General features: G+C 48.7%; 11 protein-coding genes and 1 tRNA gene. 5 read left to right on the forward strand and 7 right to left on the reverse strand.

Annotated features, from left to right (window positions below):
* Positions 1-2 precede the first annotated feature (2 nt).
* From ACXAGC_RS10930 to ACXAGC_RS10945, 4 genes are all read right to left on the reverse strand, one after another.
* Entirely contained in the window at positions 3-2,927 is a 2,925-nt protein-coding gene (locus tag ACXAGC_RS10930; RefSeq protein ID WP_474844412.1) for a glycoside hydrolase family 31 protein, read from the reverse strand.
* Positions 2,928-2,984: 57 nt separating this feature from the next.
* Positions 2,985-4,562: a DUF5597 domain-containing protein gene (locus ACXAGC_RS10935; protein ID WP_474844413.1), complete on the reverse strand. Its 1,578-nt coding sequence runs from the start codon at positions 4,560-4,562 to the stop codon at positions 2,985-2,987.
* A gap of 212 nt (positions 4,563-4,774) precedes the next feature.
* On the reverse strand, positions 4,775-7,633 hold the full coding sequence (locus tag ACXAGC_RS10940) for a TonB-dependent receptor (RefSeq protein WP_474844414.1): 2,859 nt from the start codon (positions 7,631-7,633) through the stop codon (positions 4,775-4,777).
* Positions 7,634-7,694: 61 nt separating this feature from the next.
* Positions 7,695-10,145 (reverse strand): glycoside hydrolase family 95 protein, encoded by a 2,451-nt coding sequence (locus ACXAGC_RS10945; RefSeq protein ID WP_474844415.1) that lies wholly within the window; start codon positions 10,143-10,145, stop codon positions 7,695-7,697.
* 320 nt (positions 10,146-10,465) lie between these two features.
* Between ACXAGC_RS10945 and ACXAGC_RS10950 the strand changes: the two genes are divergently transcribed.
* Entirely contained in the window at positions 10,466-11,647 is a 1,182-nt protein-coding gene (locus tag ACXAGC_RS10950; RefSeq protein WP_474844416.1) for a helix-turn-helix domain-containing protein, read from the forward strand.
* A gap of 25 nt (positions 11,648-11,672) precedes the next feature.
* Here ACXAGC_RS10950 and ACXAGC_RS10955 read toward each other — a convergent pair whose 3' ends face one another.
* From ACXAGC_RS10955 to ACXAGC_RS10965, 3 genes are all read right to left on the reverse strand, one after another.
* A complete protein-coding gene (locus tag ACXAGC_RS10955; RefSeq protein ID WP_474844417.1) occupies positions 11,673-12,755 on the reverse strand; it encodes an SGNH/GDSL hydrolase family protein in 1,083 nt (360 codons plus the stop codon).
* A 193-nt stretch (positions 12,756-12,948) separates the two neighbouring features.
* Positions 12,949-13,086 (reverse strand): hypothetical protein, encoded by a 138-nt coding sequence (locus tag ACXAGC_RS10960; protein WP_474844418.1) that lies wholly within the window; start codon positions 13,084-13,086, stop codon positions 12,949-12,951.
* Positions 13,087-13,475: 389 nt separating this feature from the next.
* Positions 13,476-13,552 (reverse strand) — tRNA-Val (locus ACXAGC_RS10965).
* Between the two features lie 205 nt (positions 13,553-13,757).
* Here ACXAGC_RS10965 and ACXAGC_RS10970 point away from each other — a divergent pair.
* The 4 genes from ACXAGC_RS10970 (at position 13,758) to ACXAGC_RS10985 (ending at position 15,370) form a co-directional block, all read left to right on the forward strand.
* Positions 13,758-14,246 carry a MarR family winged helix-turn-helix transcriptional regulator gene (locus ACXAGC_RS10970; RefSeq protein ID WP_303574048.1) on the forward strand — a complete coding sequence of 163 codons (489 nt, stop codon included), beginning with the start codon at positions 13,758-13,760 and terminating at the stop codon, positions 14,244-14,246.
* A 130-nt stretch (positions 14,247-14,376) separates the two neighbouring features.
* The gene (locus ACXAGC_RS10975; RefSeq protein ID WP_474844419.1) at positions 14,377-14,607 is read left to right on the forward strand and encodes a hypothetical protein; all 231 of its coding nucleotides are present in this window, start codon (positions 14,377-14,379) and stop codon (positions 14,605-14,607) included.
* Positions 14,608-14,616: 9 nt separating this feature from the next.
* Positions 14,617-15,087 (forward strand): alanine racemase, encoded by a 471-nt coding sequence (locus ACXAGC_RS10980; RefSeq protein WP_474844420.1) that lies wholly within the window; start codon positions 14,617-14,619, stop codon positions 15,085-15,087.
* The gene (locus tag ACXAGC_RS10985; RefSeq protein WP_474844421.1) at positions 15,071-15,370 is read left to right on the forward strand and encodes a hypothetical protein; all 300 of its coding nucleotides are present in this window, start codon (positions 15,071-15,073) and stop codon (positions 15,368-15,370) included. The genes ACXAGC_RS10980 and ACXAGC_RS10985 overlap by 17 nt, the downstream gene beginning before the upstream one ends.
* Positions 15,371-15,699: the final 329 nt, after the last annotated feature.

The following is a 15,699-nucleotide window of genomic DNA, read 5'->3' on the forward strand; positions in this document are numbered from 1 at the left end:
GGTTACTTCGTCCGTTCTACAGTAAGGGCATCACCGGAATAAGTGACAGTGACGTCCGGCTTCGCTTCGTAATTCAATAGTGTTTCACCTTCGGAAATAAACCTGACATGCCAGGTACGGGAAGTGACCATATTATCAAACTGCCCTTCGCGTTTGCCGATGGTGAGCTTACCTTCACTGTCATCATACTCAATGCGGGTGTACGAATACGCCCCGTTCTCGTAATCGTATGACTTGCCGTCGTCGTGATAGAGTTCAAATTCGCCGTCTGCACCGGTAAATACGTTTATGGTATAGGCGCCATCCGGCTTATCGTAAACATATTGTATGGCTTCACCCGCCGGAATAATTGATCCCGCTTTTACGTACAGCGGCATTTGCGTTAACGGCGCACTGGCAGTAATCGTTTGACCGCCCTGATACGTTTCACCGGAGTAAAAGTCGTACCAGCTCACGCCTGCGGGCAGATAAACATCCCGTTCCCGCGCCTTGTACTCATACACAGGGTTCACCAGGATGGCCGGCCCGAACATGTAGGCATCATCGATATCCTGCGCTTTTTCATCTTCAGGGAAGTCCATCACCAGACCGCGCATTAAGGTACCGTCTTTATGGAACATATCCCCTGCCTGCGAATAAATATAGGGCATCAGGCGGTAGCGTAATTCGATGGTGGATATAAGTGCGTTGTACACTTCCGATCCTTCATCGGCCAGATTAAACACTTCCCTGAAAGGGTTTTGGCCGTGGGAGCGGAACAGCGGTACAAATGCACCGAACTGGAACCAGCGCATATTCAGCTCCTGCCATTCCTGCTGATACTGTTCAGCCATTTCACTGTAGTGACCCACCACCACATCGCCGTTGTACCGGTAGTGATCTTCCGGTGTGAAGCCACCGATATCCATGGTCCAGTTCGGCATACCGGACAATCCTGTACCCACACCGGCAGCAATCTGCTCTTTAAGATTTGACCACCGCGGCACGGTATCTCCGCTCCAGATGGCACTGCCCGTGCGCTGAATGCCGCCGAACCCGCTGCGGGTAAGAATAAAACTGCGCTTGTCAGGATCTGACTGCCGCTCACCTTCATACACGCCTTCTGCGTTTGCCAGCGCATAGGAGTTAAAATACTCAGCACCTGAACCTATCGCCAGCGGCGTCATAATTTCTTTTCGTTTGGTATACGACAGGTTCGAATGGATGTCCGGCTCGGAGGCGTCCAACCACCAGGCATCAATGCCCAGCACATTCAGATTTTCATCTAGTTGCCGCCAGAAAATCGCCTGCGATTCTTCAGGATAAGGGTCATAAAACCCGTTCAGATAACCCTTCCCAATCCAGTCCAGATTGCCCTCCTGATCCACGTTTTTATTCAGCATGTAGCCTTTGGCATTCAGCTCTTTGTAATTGTCGGTTGTGCTGTAAAACTTCGGCCAGACGGAAATCATAATATTGGCGTTCAGTGCGTGAACTTCGTCTATCATGCCTTTAGGATCGGGGAAACGGGCCAAATCGAACTTATGGCTTCCCCATGCATCTTCCGGCCAGTAAGACCAGTCGAGCACAATATTATCAATGGGGATCTGCTTTTCACGGTAGGTTTTCAGCGCCCCTAACAGTTCATCCTGCGTTTTGTAACGTTCACGACTTTGCCAGAATCCATAGGCCCATTTTGGCAGCATCACGGCTTTGCCGGTAAGTTTGCGGTAACCACTTATTACCTCATCAGTGTCGTCACCGGCTACGATGTAATAGTCCAGCGACTTCCCGGTTTCTGATGCCAGCGACAGGCTGTTCTCGTCGGCCTTCGATTGAGGATTATTGTGTAACAAACGGAAGTATCCGCCCTGCGAATCCCAATCGACTTCAATGTCCACCTTTTCTCCGGCGGTGAGCATGATTTCAGTATTGTGAAACCAGGGATTCCAGTTCATCCGCCACCGGTCCAGCAGCTTTTCACCGTTTATAGTCAGTTTGGCATAGCCACTGGAGTACATACGGAACTTGTGAAGTCCGCTTTGCTTCGCGCTGATCTGCCCTTTCCACACTACCCGTGGCTGACTGACATCACCAAGCTCTGCAGGAAACGGTATTTCCCGGGTGGTGTTGTGAGCAAGAAACTGATAATCAAGATCAGCTTCTGTGCGTTTAAGCAGCAATTTATCTTTATCGTAGTAATACGCGGTTAATCCCCCGGCGTTGCCGTCTTCATCATAAAGCGCAAAGCCTGCGTTCAGCGGCGCTGATTCCACCGGATTTCCGAACCGGGTAATGGCGGCGTTATCCCATAAAATCCCGTAATGTTTGGTAGAGACAACAAAGGGAATCGAGATTTGCAGGTTATGGGTGCTCAGCTCAACATTATCTCCGGCATGATTAATGCGGCCATCCTGATGCTGCCCTAACCCGTAAAACCCCTCATCTGAGCCGGTATTCCACTGCTGGTGAATAGCAAAGTTGTGTTTACCGGCACCGGCAGGATCGGCGGTAACCGGCGCAAACTCACCGCTGTTCACACTCTTCAGCAATACCTCTCCGGCACGGTTTTTTACCACCAGATTGCCGTCTGTCAGCGATACTGAGGCTGTCATCGCCTGCGTAGACAGAGTCACAGTACCGGCTGATTCTTTTATGTCGTAAGGGGTATTTCCCGCAGAGGCAGTCACCATCAGGCTCTCTGCAATCCGACTGAAATCGTCGTGTGGCAGCGCCGTGACGCGGATGATTCCTTCATCAAATACTTGTAAGCGCACGGCTTTAGCCTGCCCCTGAGCAGGCAAAACAAGCAGGCCGTGTTCTGTCGCCTGATAGCTTCCCGCGCGAACAACTTCAGCACTGCCGGTACTGTTTTCGCAGCCACTGAGTACGGTTGCTGACATTAACGCAACGGCCACACTGGCTGCAATTCGATGGATTTTTTTCATAGTGTTATTCCTTTTACCTTTGTTCGTGGTTGCAAGGTATTCATAGTGACAAGGTGTTCATTCTTGCCAGGTGGTCATTTTTACTTTGAGAATATGCGGCTCATCGTTGAAATTAAGTCCCCAGTCAGTTTGATCGCCATTCCAGACCCGCTCAAATATCCAGTTACCTTGCTCGTCAAAATGGCCTTCTTCTACCCTTTCAATCATCACTGGGAGTGATGCGATTTCTTTTGACGGTGTAAAGGTGACCCGTGCACGCAGCGCAGTTACTAAAAACTCGTCGTCGGATAATTTGGCGATAAGTGCGCCACCGGACGCCGGATGATTTCCTGCGGGCGGGTCAATCCAGAACATAGGTCGTCCGTAGGAAACTTCTGCATCCCAGTTTCCGAGATCCAGCAGTTGACTGTAGGCGGGCGACTCCCCTTTTGCTTGCGACACGTTGGCATTCCACACTTTTTCATCTTTTGACGAGTCGTGAGGCTCTGCCACTCCCCAAACCTGATGCTCGAGGCTGAGCTTTGCCCATACGCCGGACCATGACTGCATCAGCCCGTATATTTCAGCAAAGGGAGCAATGGTGTCGTCGTTAACGGTTTTCGCGCCCAGCGGATAATTAGCATAACCAGTGTAATCCATGCCGAATGGCGCAAACCCGATCCCCTGATGCCCCAGGGTACTGAAAAAGTAGCGGGCATAGGGCTGGTCGTTACCAATCTCTGCCACAAATAAAGGGTTATCTTCACGGCTGTACAATTCCAGCACACGCTTTACCGTTTTATAGTCACGGAAATAAATATCCGGTGAAATCATATCGATGTGCGGGGCACCGGCTTTCCAGACGTCGATGACATTGTCAGTGGGGCCGCCCATGGAATAGCCCGTGCCGGGATTGAAGGGATTTCTCAGCGCCACATTAACGTTCATGGGCAAAGGTTTAATTGCTTTACCGGCCTGTGCAATCTCATCGACGTAACGGGCAATAGACCAGGCATGAAAGAATTCATCAGCGTCATCACCGAATACCTCAGGCCATGTACCCGGTTGTTTGTTCATCCGGGCCAGTAACGTGTCAGGGACAGGCTCATTAAAAAGAGAATTTGCTAACGGGGAGTAATCACGTTTTGAGCCGTAGGTGCCGGTTTCATTTTGCACCTGTACCATGATCACCTGATGGGCCGGATCATTATCGCGCAAATACGTCATCAGGGCTTTGAAAGCGCGCTTGTCCGCAGCCAGCGTGTGTTCGCCGTGAGGCGACAGAGAGTTCAGGGTTCGCCCGTCGCGTGTGATCACTCTGGGGAAACGCTGATTATTCAGTTTGATCCAGGCCGGCGCGTAATGAGGCGCGTTGTTTTTCCAGGTGGCAAACCACAGCAATACCACTTTCACTTCCCGTTCTGCGGCCTGGCGGATCAGGACATCAAGGTAACTGAAATCAAACTGCCCCTCTTCCGGTTCGACTTGCTCCCACGCCACCGGAATACCCAGGGTGTTAGCATGCATGGCATCAACAACCGGCCACACTTTATCCAGCGCTGCGGGATAGTTAGCGGAATTATTCGTTTGCGCACCCAGCATCAGAAAAGGCTTACCATCGACGAGAAAGGCATGGCGGCCGTTTTGAGTAACCACTTGAGGTAAGTCGTGCCGGGAATGAGAAGCTGCAGCGGGTTTACCCCCCGCACTCTGGCAGGCACTAAGCGCACACATTGCACAAAGAAGAAGACCTGCAAAATAATAGATTTTCATAGTGTCCAAATATCAATTCAGGGTTGGGAAAAGCGTTGCACTGCACCGGAAGGTAATACCAATACCAGGTCGGTGCAGTGCTATACGCGCGGGTACTAGAAATTGCCCCGCAGGGACAGTGCATAGCGGATATCGTTTACGTGATAAGCACTGTAGTGATTACCAGGGCCGTTCTGACGCATCTCGTTTTTAGTCACCGCATCATTGAGGTTGTTCGCTTCCAGAACCACGGCGTAATTGTCATTGATACGATATGTCACAGAGCCGTCCAGGTAAGCTGTCGCTGCATTGAACAGTGGTAAGCCATAAGTGATGCCATTTTCCGTGCCGGTGAAACCATTTGCATTAGTTGCAATCAGGAATTCATCCCGCCAGTTGTAGGCCAGGCGCGCGGAAAACGGACCTTTCTCGTACATTAATACCAGGTTTACCGCATTTTCTGACAAGCCTCTGAACGGCATGTCGCCGTAGCCGGAACCGTCCGTATCCACCGGCTGAGAGCTTGAGTCAGCATCAATTTCACTATCAATCCATGTGTAGTTCATTTGCACGCCGAAACCGTCAAAAGGTGCAGGAAGTGAGGAGAAGAAGTGATTTAACGACAGCTCGACACCCGTGATTTCAGCATCGGCGCTGCTGACTGGCCAGCTGGCATTGTAGGTATAGCCGCCAAATTCAACCTGAGACAATTGTGGCACCTGGTAGCCGGAAATATCCTTAGTAAACAATGCCACATAAGCAGAACTGTCTTCGGCGTAATACCATTCAAGAGACACATCAAACTGGTTCGACTCCATAGGGTCGAGATACGGATTTTGTGTGGAGTCCAGTGTCAGCACGTAATCTTCCACTTTAGGCGGATTACCGGCATTCTGGCTGGCCTCTCCTGCACTGGATAAATTTGCGTTCAGCACAATATTGGCGCCTAGATCTGCAAAATTTGGCCGCGCCATCGCTTTGGCAGCAGCAAAACGCAGCAGTAAATCGTCGGTCAGTTCTACTTTTACGTTTAAGCTGGGAAGCCAGTTACTGTAATCATGCTCCGCATCCATGGCGGTGAAAGCACCGTTGCCAAACAGCGCATTGTTCGGATATTGCAGATAACCATGAGCAGTATTTTCGGTTTTAACGTAACGCACACCCACATTACCCGACACAGGTTTGCCAAGTGCGTCAGTAAAGAAGTCGAACATCACATAAGCGGCGGCCGTTTCCTCTGTCTGGTCATTGGTATACTGATCATCATTTAAATCACGGCGGTTCCAGTACGCCCAGGCAGACCAGTCTGCATACACGAACCGGTCCTGTAAGGCCTGAAAACTCTGCGGATAACCAAACGCAAAACTGGCATCAGGTGCATACACGTTTGCCGGCGCCGGCACATCACCACCAAAGAAGTTATCAAAGGAGTTCAGATTCAGCTCACTGACATCAGGGACAATATTCTCCTGCCCTTCCACAATGGCAGCTTGTAACCAGCTTGGAGCTAACGGACTCCAGTTATAACCGGTATCGGCGTTATCAGATGATGTTTTACTGTAGCGGGCGCCAAACTTTACGGCTTCGAAGAAACCGTCAGATAAAAAGTACTGAATATCAATATCTGCCGCAGTCATATCCGCCTGGCGGTCGTACTGATTATCCATGATGAAGTTCCAGACATAGTTGTCCGGGTTTCCCAGATAAGAAGCATCTGAGGTCACAGTGGGCAAGCTGCCGGTTAAATCGACATCAATGTAAGGCACACTTATTTGTGTGGCCACCGTGTTATCAAGCCCTGCAGAATCAGAACTTACCCGCTGCAGCGACGTTTCAACCAGAAATTTCTCACCGGCATAGCGGTAACGCAAAGCGAAATCTTCCGTTTTTGCCTGCTGGGAAGAGGCTCTCACATCGGCCCCCATGGGAATACCGCCATCCTGTACCAGCCGTCCTTTTTCCAGTACGCCGCTGTCACTGAACTGTGCACCGCTTTCCACTTGCGCACCATAGGGCCAGTTATCTACGAATATGGCATCTTCATTCCACTGCATATCATAATCGCTGGAAAAGTATGTCAGGGTAAATTCGTGGTTTTCAGACGGTGCATATTGCAGGGCTGCATAAGCACCATTACGTTCACGGTTAAAATACATGGTACGCCAGTCAGCACCTCTGGGGACATAGACTGTTGACCCTTCGTATCCGGCAATGTCATCACGGTAGAAAAAAGGTCTTACGTACATGGAATCGTTACGGGTAGACAATTCAGAGACGGCAATATCAAACAAAAACCCGACTTTACCGACAGAGGTATCCCAGTTGTTGGAATATAAAAATGAATAGCCCGGCTTGGTTTCTTTTATCACGTCGCCGTAGTTGGCACTGATATCAAACGCGATTTGCTGACCGTCGCGGTGAAAAGGCAGACGGGTTTCCAGATCAATCGTACCGGCAAGGCCGCCTTCAATCTGATCCGCCGACGGACTTTTGTACACATTCACAGCATTCAGCAGTTCAGGCGGCACATCACCAAAGCTCAGCGTCCGGCCCCCGTCAGCACTGAACGTTCCCCGTCCGTTCAGTTCTGACCGGACCTGGGTAAGGCCGCGCACAATCACACCGTTACCTTCCACCGAAAAGTGCTCAGGATCTCCTAACGACATGTAACGGTCGATAGCAACACCCGCCACCCTTTGCAAAGTTTCAGTGATACTGCGGTCAGGCAGTGCGCCGATATCATCAGCACTGATCCCGTCCATGATTTTATTGGAATTCATTTTAGTTGCCTGAGCGGAAATGACGCTGGCCCGCATGCCTTTTACTTCTATAACTTCCAGCGTTTCACTGTCTTCTTCCTCTGTGTCAGTCTGTGCCAGACCCGTGTCGGGACAGGCCAACCCTAAGGATGCCAGTAGAAAAGCGGTAAGTTTTGCGTGCTTAAACTGTTCAAGTCCTGAATGTGTAGTTTTCATATTTTAAAAGTCCATGTTGCGTTGAACCATGCCACTGTTCAGCTCTTCGTGGCTATTGTTGTTACTCAGCAGCAGAAACGGCATACTCCTGCTGCGCTGAGGTGGTGAAACTAATAACGCCCTGCTCAGGCGACGTAAAAGCAACGTATTCTCCGTTAGCTGTTACTATAATCTTGTGGTCAAAACTGTCACAACGAATGCGGATTTCGCCGTCTGTGAAGGTTTTAATAATCGCTTTATTAAGGCGCCCGTCAGACCATTCCATACTGACTTCATGATTCCCCCGCGCCCTGAGGCCGGTTACTCTGCCCTTCTCCCACGCATCGGGCAGCGCTGGTAGTAAATGCAGTTCCCCCCTGTGACTTTGCAGCAGCATTTCCGCAATACCAGCCGTTGCCCCAAAATTACCGTCAATCTGGAAGGGAGGATGAGAGCTCCACAGGTTGCTTAACGTGCTGTCCCGCAATTGTGCCTGCAATAATTTAAAGGCCCGGTTCCCGTCAGCAAGGCGGGCCCAAAAGTTGATTTTCCAGGCACGGCTCCAGCCTGTGCCGGCATCACCTCTTGCGTTAAGTGATACCGCTGCGGCTTTCGAAAAGGCCGGTGTATCAACTGGTGAGATGTGATTGCCCGGATGTAAAGCGAACAGATGGGAGATATGACGGTGGCGGTTTTCCTTATCATCAATATCCTGACGCCATTCCTGCAACTGACCCCATTTACCAATCCGCAGACCGGGTTCGAGCCTTTCAAGTGCATTCTTTAATGCAGCGGCAAGCTCCCTGTCTCCGACCTGTTCTGCAAGTACTAGCGTGTTTGCAAACAGATCCGTCACGATTTGCTGAGACATAGCCGCACCGGCCGTAAAATTACCGTGTTCCGGAGAATAAGAAGGGGAAATCAATAGCGTGTCTGAATCCGCGCTTTCAACGAGGTTGTCCAGCCAGAACTGACTGGTTAATTTGAGAAGCGGCCAGGCCCGTTCTTTCAGGAAGCTTTCATCAGCATTGAACGCGACTTCTTCATAGAAGTGTCTTGCTATCCATGCAGCCGCCTCCGGTTGCCAGAATGCGGTGGGCCAGTCAATCAAACCTGTTGAGCCCCAGGGATTGGTATTAAGAAAGACCACCCAACCTGCTGCACCAAACAATCTACCGGCAGCTTCCCGTCCGGGTATTGTGAGGTTCTCTACAAAATCGAACAGCGGCGGCAGTGTTTCGGGCAGGTTTGTGGTGTGAGCCAGCCAGTAATTCATCTGTAAATTGATATTCAGATGATAGTCAGCACTCCAGGGAGCCTGAATGTCTTTATTCCATATACCCTGCAGGTTCGCCGGCAGCGAGCCCGCTCTGGATGAGGCAATTAAAAGATAGCGACCATAGTGAAAATAGAGACTTTCCAGCGCGCGGTTCTGCGACTCATTTTTAGAAGGATAAGCCTTGAGCGCAGCTTTCAGTTCTCCGGTTTCACCATCGCCAAGGTCCAGTTTGACGCGGTTAAACAAAGGCTGATAATCATTCAGGTGGCGGGTTAGCAGCTCATCAAAAGAGAAGTTTCTAAGATGAGAAAGTTGCGAGGTGACTTTATCTTTTGCATGTCCCAGCCGGTAATCCGGGTGACGTAATGCATAATTGGTGGCCGCGGTAAGCACAATGGTCACGACGTCAGCGTTTCTTACGCTGAATTCTGCGTCTGTCACATTTTTGGTGCCACCTTCATGCAAAATACGCATGCCGGCTGCAAATTCAAGCCCGTTGTCTGTTAATGCTCCGCTGTAGAGTAACGTATCCTGACCGCTCCCCTCTGCCAACCAGGTTCTGTTTTCAGGAAAGCGTAACTTGCCGGATACGCTCAGCGCGCCTTTTTCAGATGCCGTCAGCCTGATGACAATGCTGTTGTCGGGATAAGTAACAAAATAATCTCTTTTGTAGTCAATTTTGTCTGCGGAATAACTCACTGTCGCCACAGCCGTATTTAAATCCAGACTGCGACGGTAATCGTGGATGTCCTGCGTGTTTTCAGGAAACGACAGCACCAGATCGGCGAAGCTTTGATAGCTGCCATAGTCCGGCTGCTGATGGCCCAGTTTGCCAGCCACATAGTCAGGTGACAGCGAACTTTTTTCTGCGATTTCTTTGACGACGGCTTCTACCTGCTCAGCATAACCGGATGTATCGTCAGGCAAGCCGGATTGATTCTGACCGTTTTTGCCGGGGCCACCTGTCCAGAGTGTTTTCTCATTAAACTGAATAACGTCTTCTTTTGCACCACCGGCAATGGTTGCACCGAGCAAACCATTGCCCAGAGGAAGCGACTCAGACTCCCAATCTTCACCGGGAGAATTAAAAATAAGGACTTCATCTTTGCTAATAGCGGTTTTATCCGGAGGGCTGACCGGCGAATTCTGCCCGTAGCTTAGCGGGGAACCGGACGCCAAAAAGGAAGCGATGGCAACGGCGAGAAGCAGGCTCCCATTATTTACTTTTTCTTTAAAGGCTTTTGCTTTTTTCATTTTATTTGCCAGAAACCCAAAACATAAAAGTCATCTTTGAACACGTATCGCCTTCATGTTGTTACCACGATCGGGATGCAATGTTTGTTTTTTGTTAATGGAGGTAAAACTAATGAGAATACTGGTCCTGAGATATCTGAAAACGCAAAAAAGCTAGCAATGTGCAAAAAACAGAAGAAATTGTGGCAGAAAATATAACTATGTTCAGCATGTAAATATTCTTACATGTCGCCCCCTTGCGCGCATTGACGAATGGTTGTGAGTTTGATTATATAAACCTATCCCTATTTGCAGACTGGCACGTGGTTACAACGGAAAGTATGTTTGGCTACCATAAAAAGGTTATTTATTCGTTAACGGCATACGCTATTTTCGCCGTAATACTGGTAGCCATTGCATATCATCAGTCTTTCCCCGAAGAGCCTCTGCTCCCCCGCGCCGCTGAAGAAAACAAACTGAAGTGGAAAAGCCTGACTTACGATGATTCGCAGGAAGGTGGCGCATCCACTATTTCGGTTATCGATGACGGGTTCAGTTACACACTCAGCATGTTACTGAACGAACAGAAAGACTATCCCTTTGCCATGGGCGAAATGCTGTTTCTGAACAGTCAGGGACAGCCTGATCTCGTGGACCTGAGTCCGTTTGATACCTTGTCGTTTATGGCAAAATGTTCACCGGAAAGTACCCTGACCTTCTCTTTATTCACTCTCGATAAAAATGCCAGCAAAATTGATGATGCCAGGTCTGATCGTATTTCCACCCGGTATTTTCACTGTAAAAGTGAGTGGCAGCGTTACGACATAGATATCACCCGGCTGGAAACACCGGAATGGTGGTACAAGTGGTATAATCAGGCGCTCAGTGAGCAGGAATACAGCCTGGCCAGAGTAAAGAAAATTTCATTTGGCAGTTCCATCCAGAGTCCACTGAATGTGCAGTCCACCATCAGTATCCGCGAAATTGTGTTTAACGGTAAAGACTGGTCTTACTTATATACTTGCGCTGCTATATTACTTGCCTCAGGTGCAATGCTGGTCGCATGGCTGTTTAAAGCCCACAGCAAATATCTGATGAAAGAAGTGAAAAATAAGCTTCAGAAGGACCGGCCGTTAATTGACTGCGAACACCTTTCACTGGAAAGCCACAGAGACAAAGATAAAACGGCCATTTTGAAATTCCTTGCCAAAGAGTACTCAAATCCCGGGCTAAATCTTGAGTTTATTGTCCGGGCGTTAGGCATTAACCGGAATAAAATTAACGACATTCTGAAAAGTGAGTGCGGATACACGTTTTCAACTTATTTAAACAAGCTGCGGCTGAACGAAGCGGCCCGCCTGCTGACGGAAAACAAGGACGCCAACGTTTCTGAAATCGCATACTCGGTAGGTTATAAAAACGTGCCCTATTTCAATAAGCTTTTCAAAAACGAATACGGATGCAGCCCCGGCATGTTCCAACATGGAAGTGACCATTTCCACGCCAAAACGGCATCCGGATAACCGGGTTCACATAATCGTAAATACGCTACCAGTTCATTATTTCTTTCAAATAACCCGTCAGCTTCGCGGCATTTTCTCTGTGCTGTTCCACACGAGGATGAGCACCGTAACCGGTAAAATCAAAGACCAGCGTATGAACTCTTTGCCCGTCTCCTTGTGAATCAGGTGACGCCTTAATTGCATCAACAGCACTGGCAATGTAATCCGGCCACACGCTGGTTTTTGTTGCATCCATACTGCCGATAGCACACACAAACTCAGCATCAGGATGATGCTTCATCAACGTGCGGATGAATTCTTCATAGGATTTTTTGATCTCCTCAGGCCCGGCGTTTAAACGCTTTTCGTTTTCAATCAGCCAACGATCATTTTGGCCAAGATTGACCACCACCACATCAGGCTGCCAGTCATCAAAATGCCATGAAGAATTGTTGTTACTTTCCGCTGTAAGCTGGTCATAATATTCCGGCATCGTAAAATCAAACCAGCTGACCATAAAGCCAATACCGCTTTTCGCAATTGAATGGAATTCCGCATTGAGATGCCGGGCCGTGATAGCCGCATAGGAAAGATAGTGATTTTTTTCAGAAGGCTTATTATCCGGGTCATTATGGGCAGCTTCATTGCCCATGCCGACGGTAATCGAATCGCCATAAAACAGGATGCGTCTTGACGGCGGCACCGGTTTTGCCAGCAGCTTCCCCCCGTCTGCCAGTGTCACGCCCTGAAAATAGGTTCCGCCTTCTTCACCTTCAGTACGTTTAAACAGTGTCACTTGCGTTGTATTGTTGCGTACCCTATGACTCAGATCGTACTGATGCAGTCCCTGTTTCGTATGAATGACATAGGGTGAAATGTCCTGACCATTAAAAATGACGTTGTAATAATTCCTGCCGGTTTGATCGTCTAACGCCAGTACCAATTTTTTGCCGGAGAAAGAAAAGGTAACACTGTTACCCGGCCAGCTTAAAAATGCTCCCAGCTCTGTGTAAGCCACTCTGCCAGAATAAGTAAACCCGTCATTTGCAGAAGTGACGAAACTGTCAGCGAAAGCCCGTACAGGGTTAAACAGTATGAAAAAAAGAAACAGAAGGTGTGAGTAACGCATTGTCGTAAGTCATTCCCTTAGCGTCTGAGTAATCCGAAATACTATCGTTACCCGCATCGACTTACCATACACAACCACTCACATCCCGTTTTAGTTTCTTATTTTAACCCTGCTGCCCGTTTACCACGCGAACCACATCACCATTTTCAATGCCATCAGGTGGCAAGCCCCCGCCATTGCCAGGCAACCGCGATTACCGGAACATCCAGTTCGGGAAAATATCCGACGGCGCCCGCATGGCCGACAATGGCCCCAAAATAAGAATAAGTAACGCCAGCACCACGAAGGTGTAGGGTTTACTTAGTGCAATTCGAACCAGTGCAAGCATCATATCCAGCCACTCAATGTGAATAATGACACTTTATCAGTGAGCACAATTCATGATTAGTGGGGCAAATTATAAGATTTCAAATAAAGCATAAAAGGATATCCGGGGGATATATTTATACGGATTTCAGCGATTTGGTGAAGCCAGAGCCGATGCTTACTACAAAGCCTTGTTTGAACGCATAGAGCAAATTGCAACACATCCCTACGGGTATCCGAAGGCGACGGATATAAGACAAGGCTGTCGCAAGTCGGTTATTGCTAATGAAACCATCTAATACCGCATTGCCGGAAAAGATACCGTTGAAATTATGGCGGTGCTGAGGCGACAAAATATCCGGGATAATCTGGATGAACAGTAGAATTTGAATTTAAAGTTGGTGCCCGGATATTTGGTGCGTCTACCCTGATTCGAACAGGGGACCTCTACCATGTCAAGGTAGCGCTCTAACCAACTGAGCTATAGACGCATTTGAGGACGTTCCGCGATTGCTTGGAACGGCGCGTATAATAGCGATGCAGTCTGGCTGGCGCAAGTAATTTTTTAAAGAAAAGCGCGGTCGCCGGTATTATGAGCGGTTGTTGTTCAATCTCTACGCACTTCTACTCTGCCCTGCAATCTTGTGCTAGTGTTTCCCCTTGATTCTTTTCATTTTTCGGCAACGTTACACACCTATGAATTCAGATATTATTGACAGCCTGCTTGCGGACTGGGCGAAACAAAAGCCGGACATGGCGGGTACGGGAATGGCAGCCAGTGCGCGCATTATTCACCTTGGCAACCGTTTTGAACAGAACGTAAACCAGTTTCTGAAAACACATGGCATCAATTATACCGACTTCGACATTCTCGCCACATTACGACGCAAAGGCAGCCCTTTTCAATTGTCACCCGGAGAACTGCAAAAATCCGTTATTTTAACCTCAGGCGCAATGACGGCCTGTCTGAAGCGGCTGGAAAATAAAGGGCTGGTGAAACGCACAGTGTCAGACGGCGATCGTAGAGGCGTTAAAGTCACACTGACAACAAAAGGCAATATTCTGATAGAAGAATCCATTGCCGGCCGGTTTGCACTGGCAGATAAATCGGTCTGTGCGCTGGATGAATCAGAACTGTCCACGTTAATTACCCTGCTCAGAAAAATATCCCTCAGTTCCGGTTAAAGTACGGCGGCAGCACACTGTGCTGAATAGTTAATACAAATTGCGCACTTTTATCTTCACATAAAGACAAATAGCTCGAATCACTTTTAATTTGTGCTTATGATAGAAAAAAAGACAAAGGTTAAAGTGAATGAATATCGTAACTGAAAACGCACCATCTCCCGGCGGCCATTATGTACAGGCAGCCAGAACCGGGACAGACAGTCCGCTAACAGAACAGCGAACACTCAACACCATAGACACGCCGTCTCTGATCCTCGATATCAGAAAAGTTAACGCCAACATTAAAAGGCTGAAAGACCATCTTTCCCCCTTCAATGTTTCGTTCCGGCCACACCTGAAGACATCCAAGTGCATCTAAGTTGCGCGGATGATGATGTCAACGCCTTCAGGGCCGGCAACCGTCTCCACACTGAAAGAAGCGGAGCAATTTTCTGCCGGTGGTGTGACTGATATTTTGTACGCAGTGGGCATTGCGCCGTGTAAATATCAGCGTCTGGCTGCCCTCGCAAAAAATGGCACGGGAATAACAGTGGTACTGGACTCAGTTGCACAGGCAAGAGACTTGGCAGTGTACTGTACCGCCAGTGATTGTAAGTTTGGTGTGCTGATTGAAATAGACTGCGACGGTCACCGCTCAGGAGTAAAACCTCATGATTCAGCCACGCTGACCGCTATCGCCGGTGAATTGGCAGGAACGCCGGCAAAGCTCAAAGGGGTGATGACACATGCCGGTGCCAGTTACAGTGAGTCAACATCACAGGCGCTGATTGAATGTGCTGAACAGGAAAGAAAAGAATTGGATCTTGGTAGACGCAGGCTGGATGGCGATGTCACGTGATAAAGGCACATCAAAACAAAAAGTGGATCAGGGATACGGCGTAGTATGCGATATCCACGGCCATATTTATGAAGACTTACTGATGGTCGATGCCAACCAGGAACACGGTATACTGTCCCTTCACAGCAGCAAAGGCACCCTGCCGGATTTACCGGTAGGCACCAGACTAAGAATCTTACCCAATCACGCCTGCGCCACAGCAGCACAACACCCTCACTATGAAGTCACAGAAGGTGAGAATTTAACAGTAATTCATAAGTGGCAACGTTTTTATGGCTGGTAATAAATGCATCGTATAATTTCCGGATACCAGTAACACCTCTTTTTCAATGAAAATGGTGCTGAATCAGTAAAAAGTTGTCATTAACCTTTTGTGTTAATGACAATTTTCAGATTGATTTTTGAAACTGGTCGTAGATAACCATCACCTCATCGCACAAATCGTCTACGAAGCTGCAGAAGCATAAAATGCCGCGAATACTCTCGCGTTAACATTTTTGGCTGTTTGCAGAGCGCCTTTCGACGCATTTCCAGCGACTACCTTCCCGTATACTGATTGTGGAAGGTGAATCCGGGTGACAACCAGACTGCATAAGCAGCGTAAAAACATAA

Source organism: Alteromonas sp. AWJ4_197, from assembly GCF_056160285.1.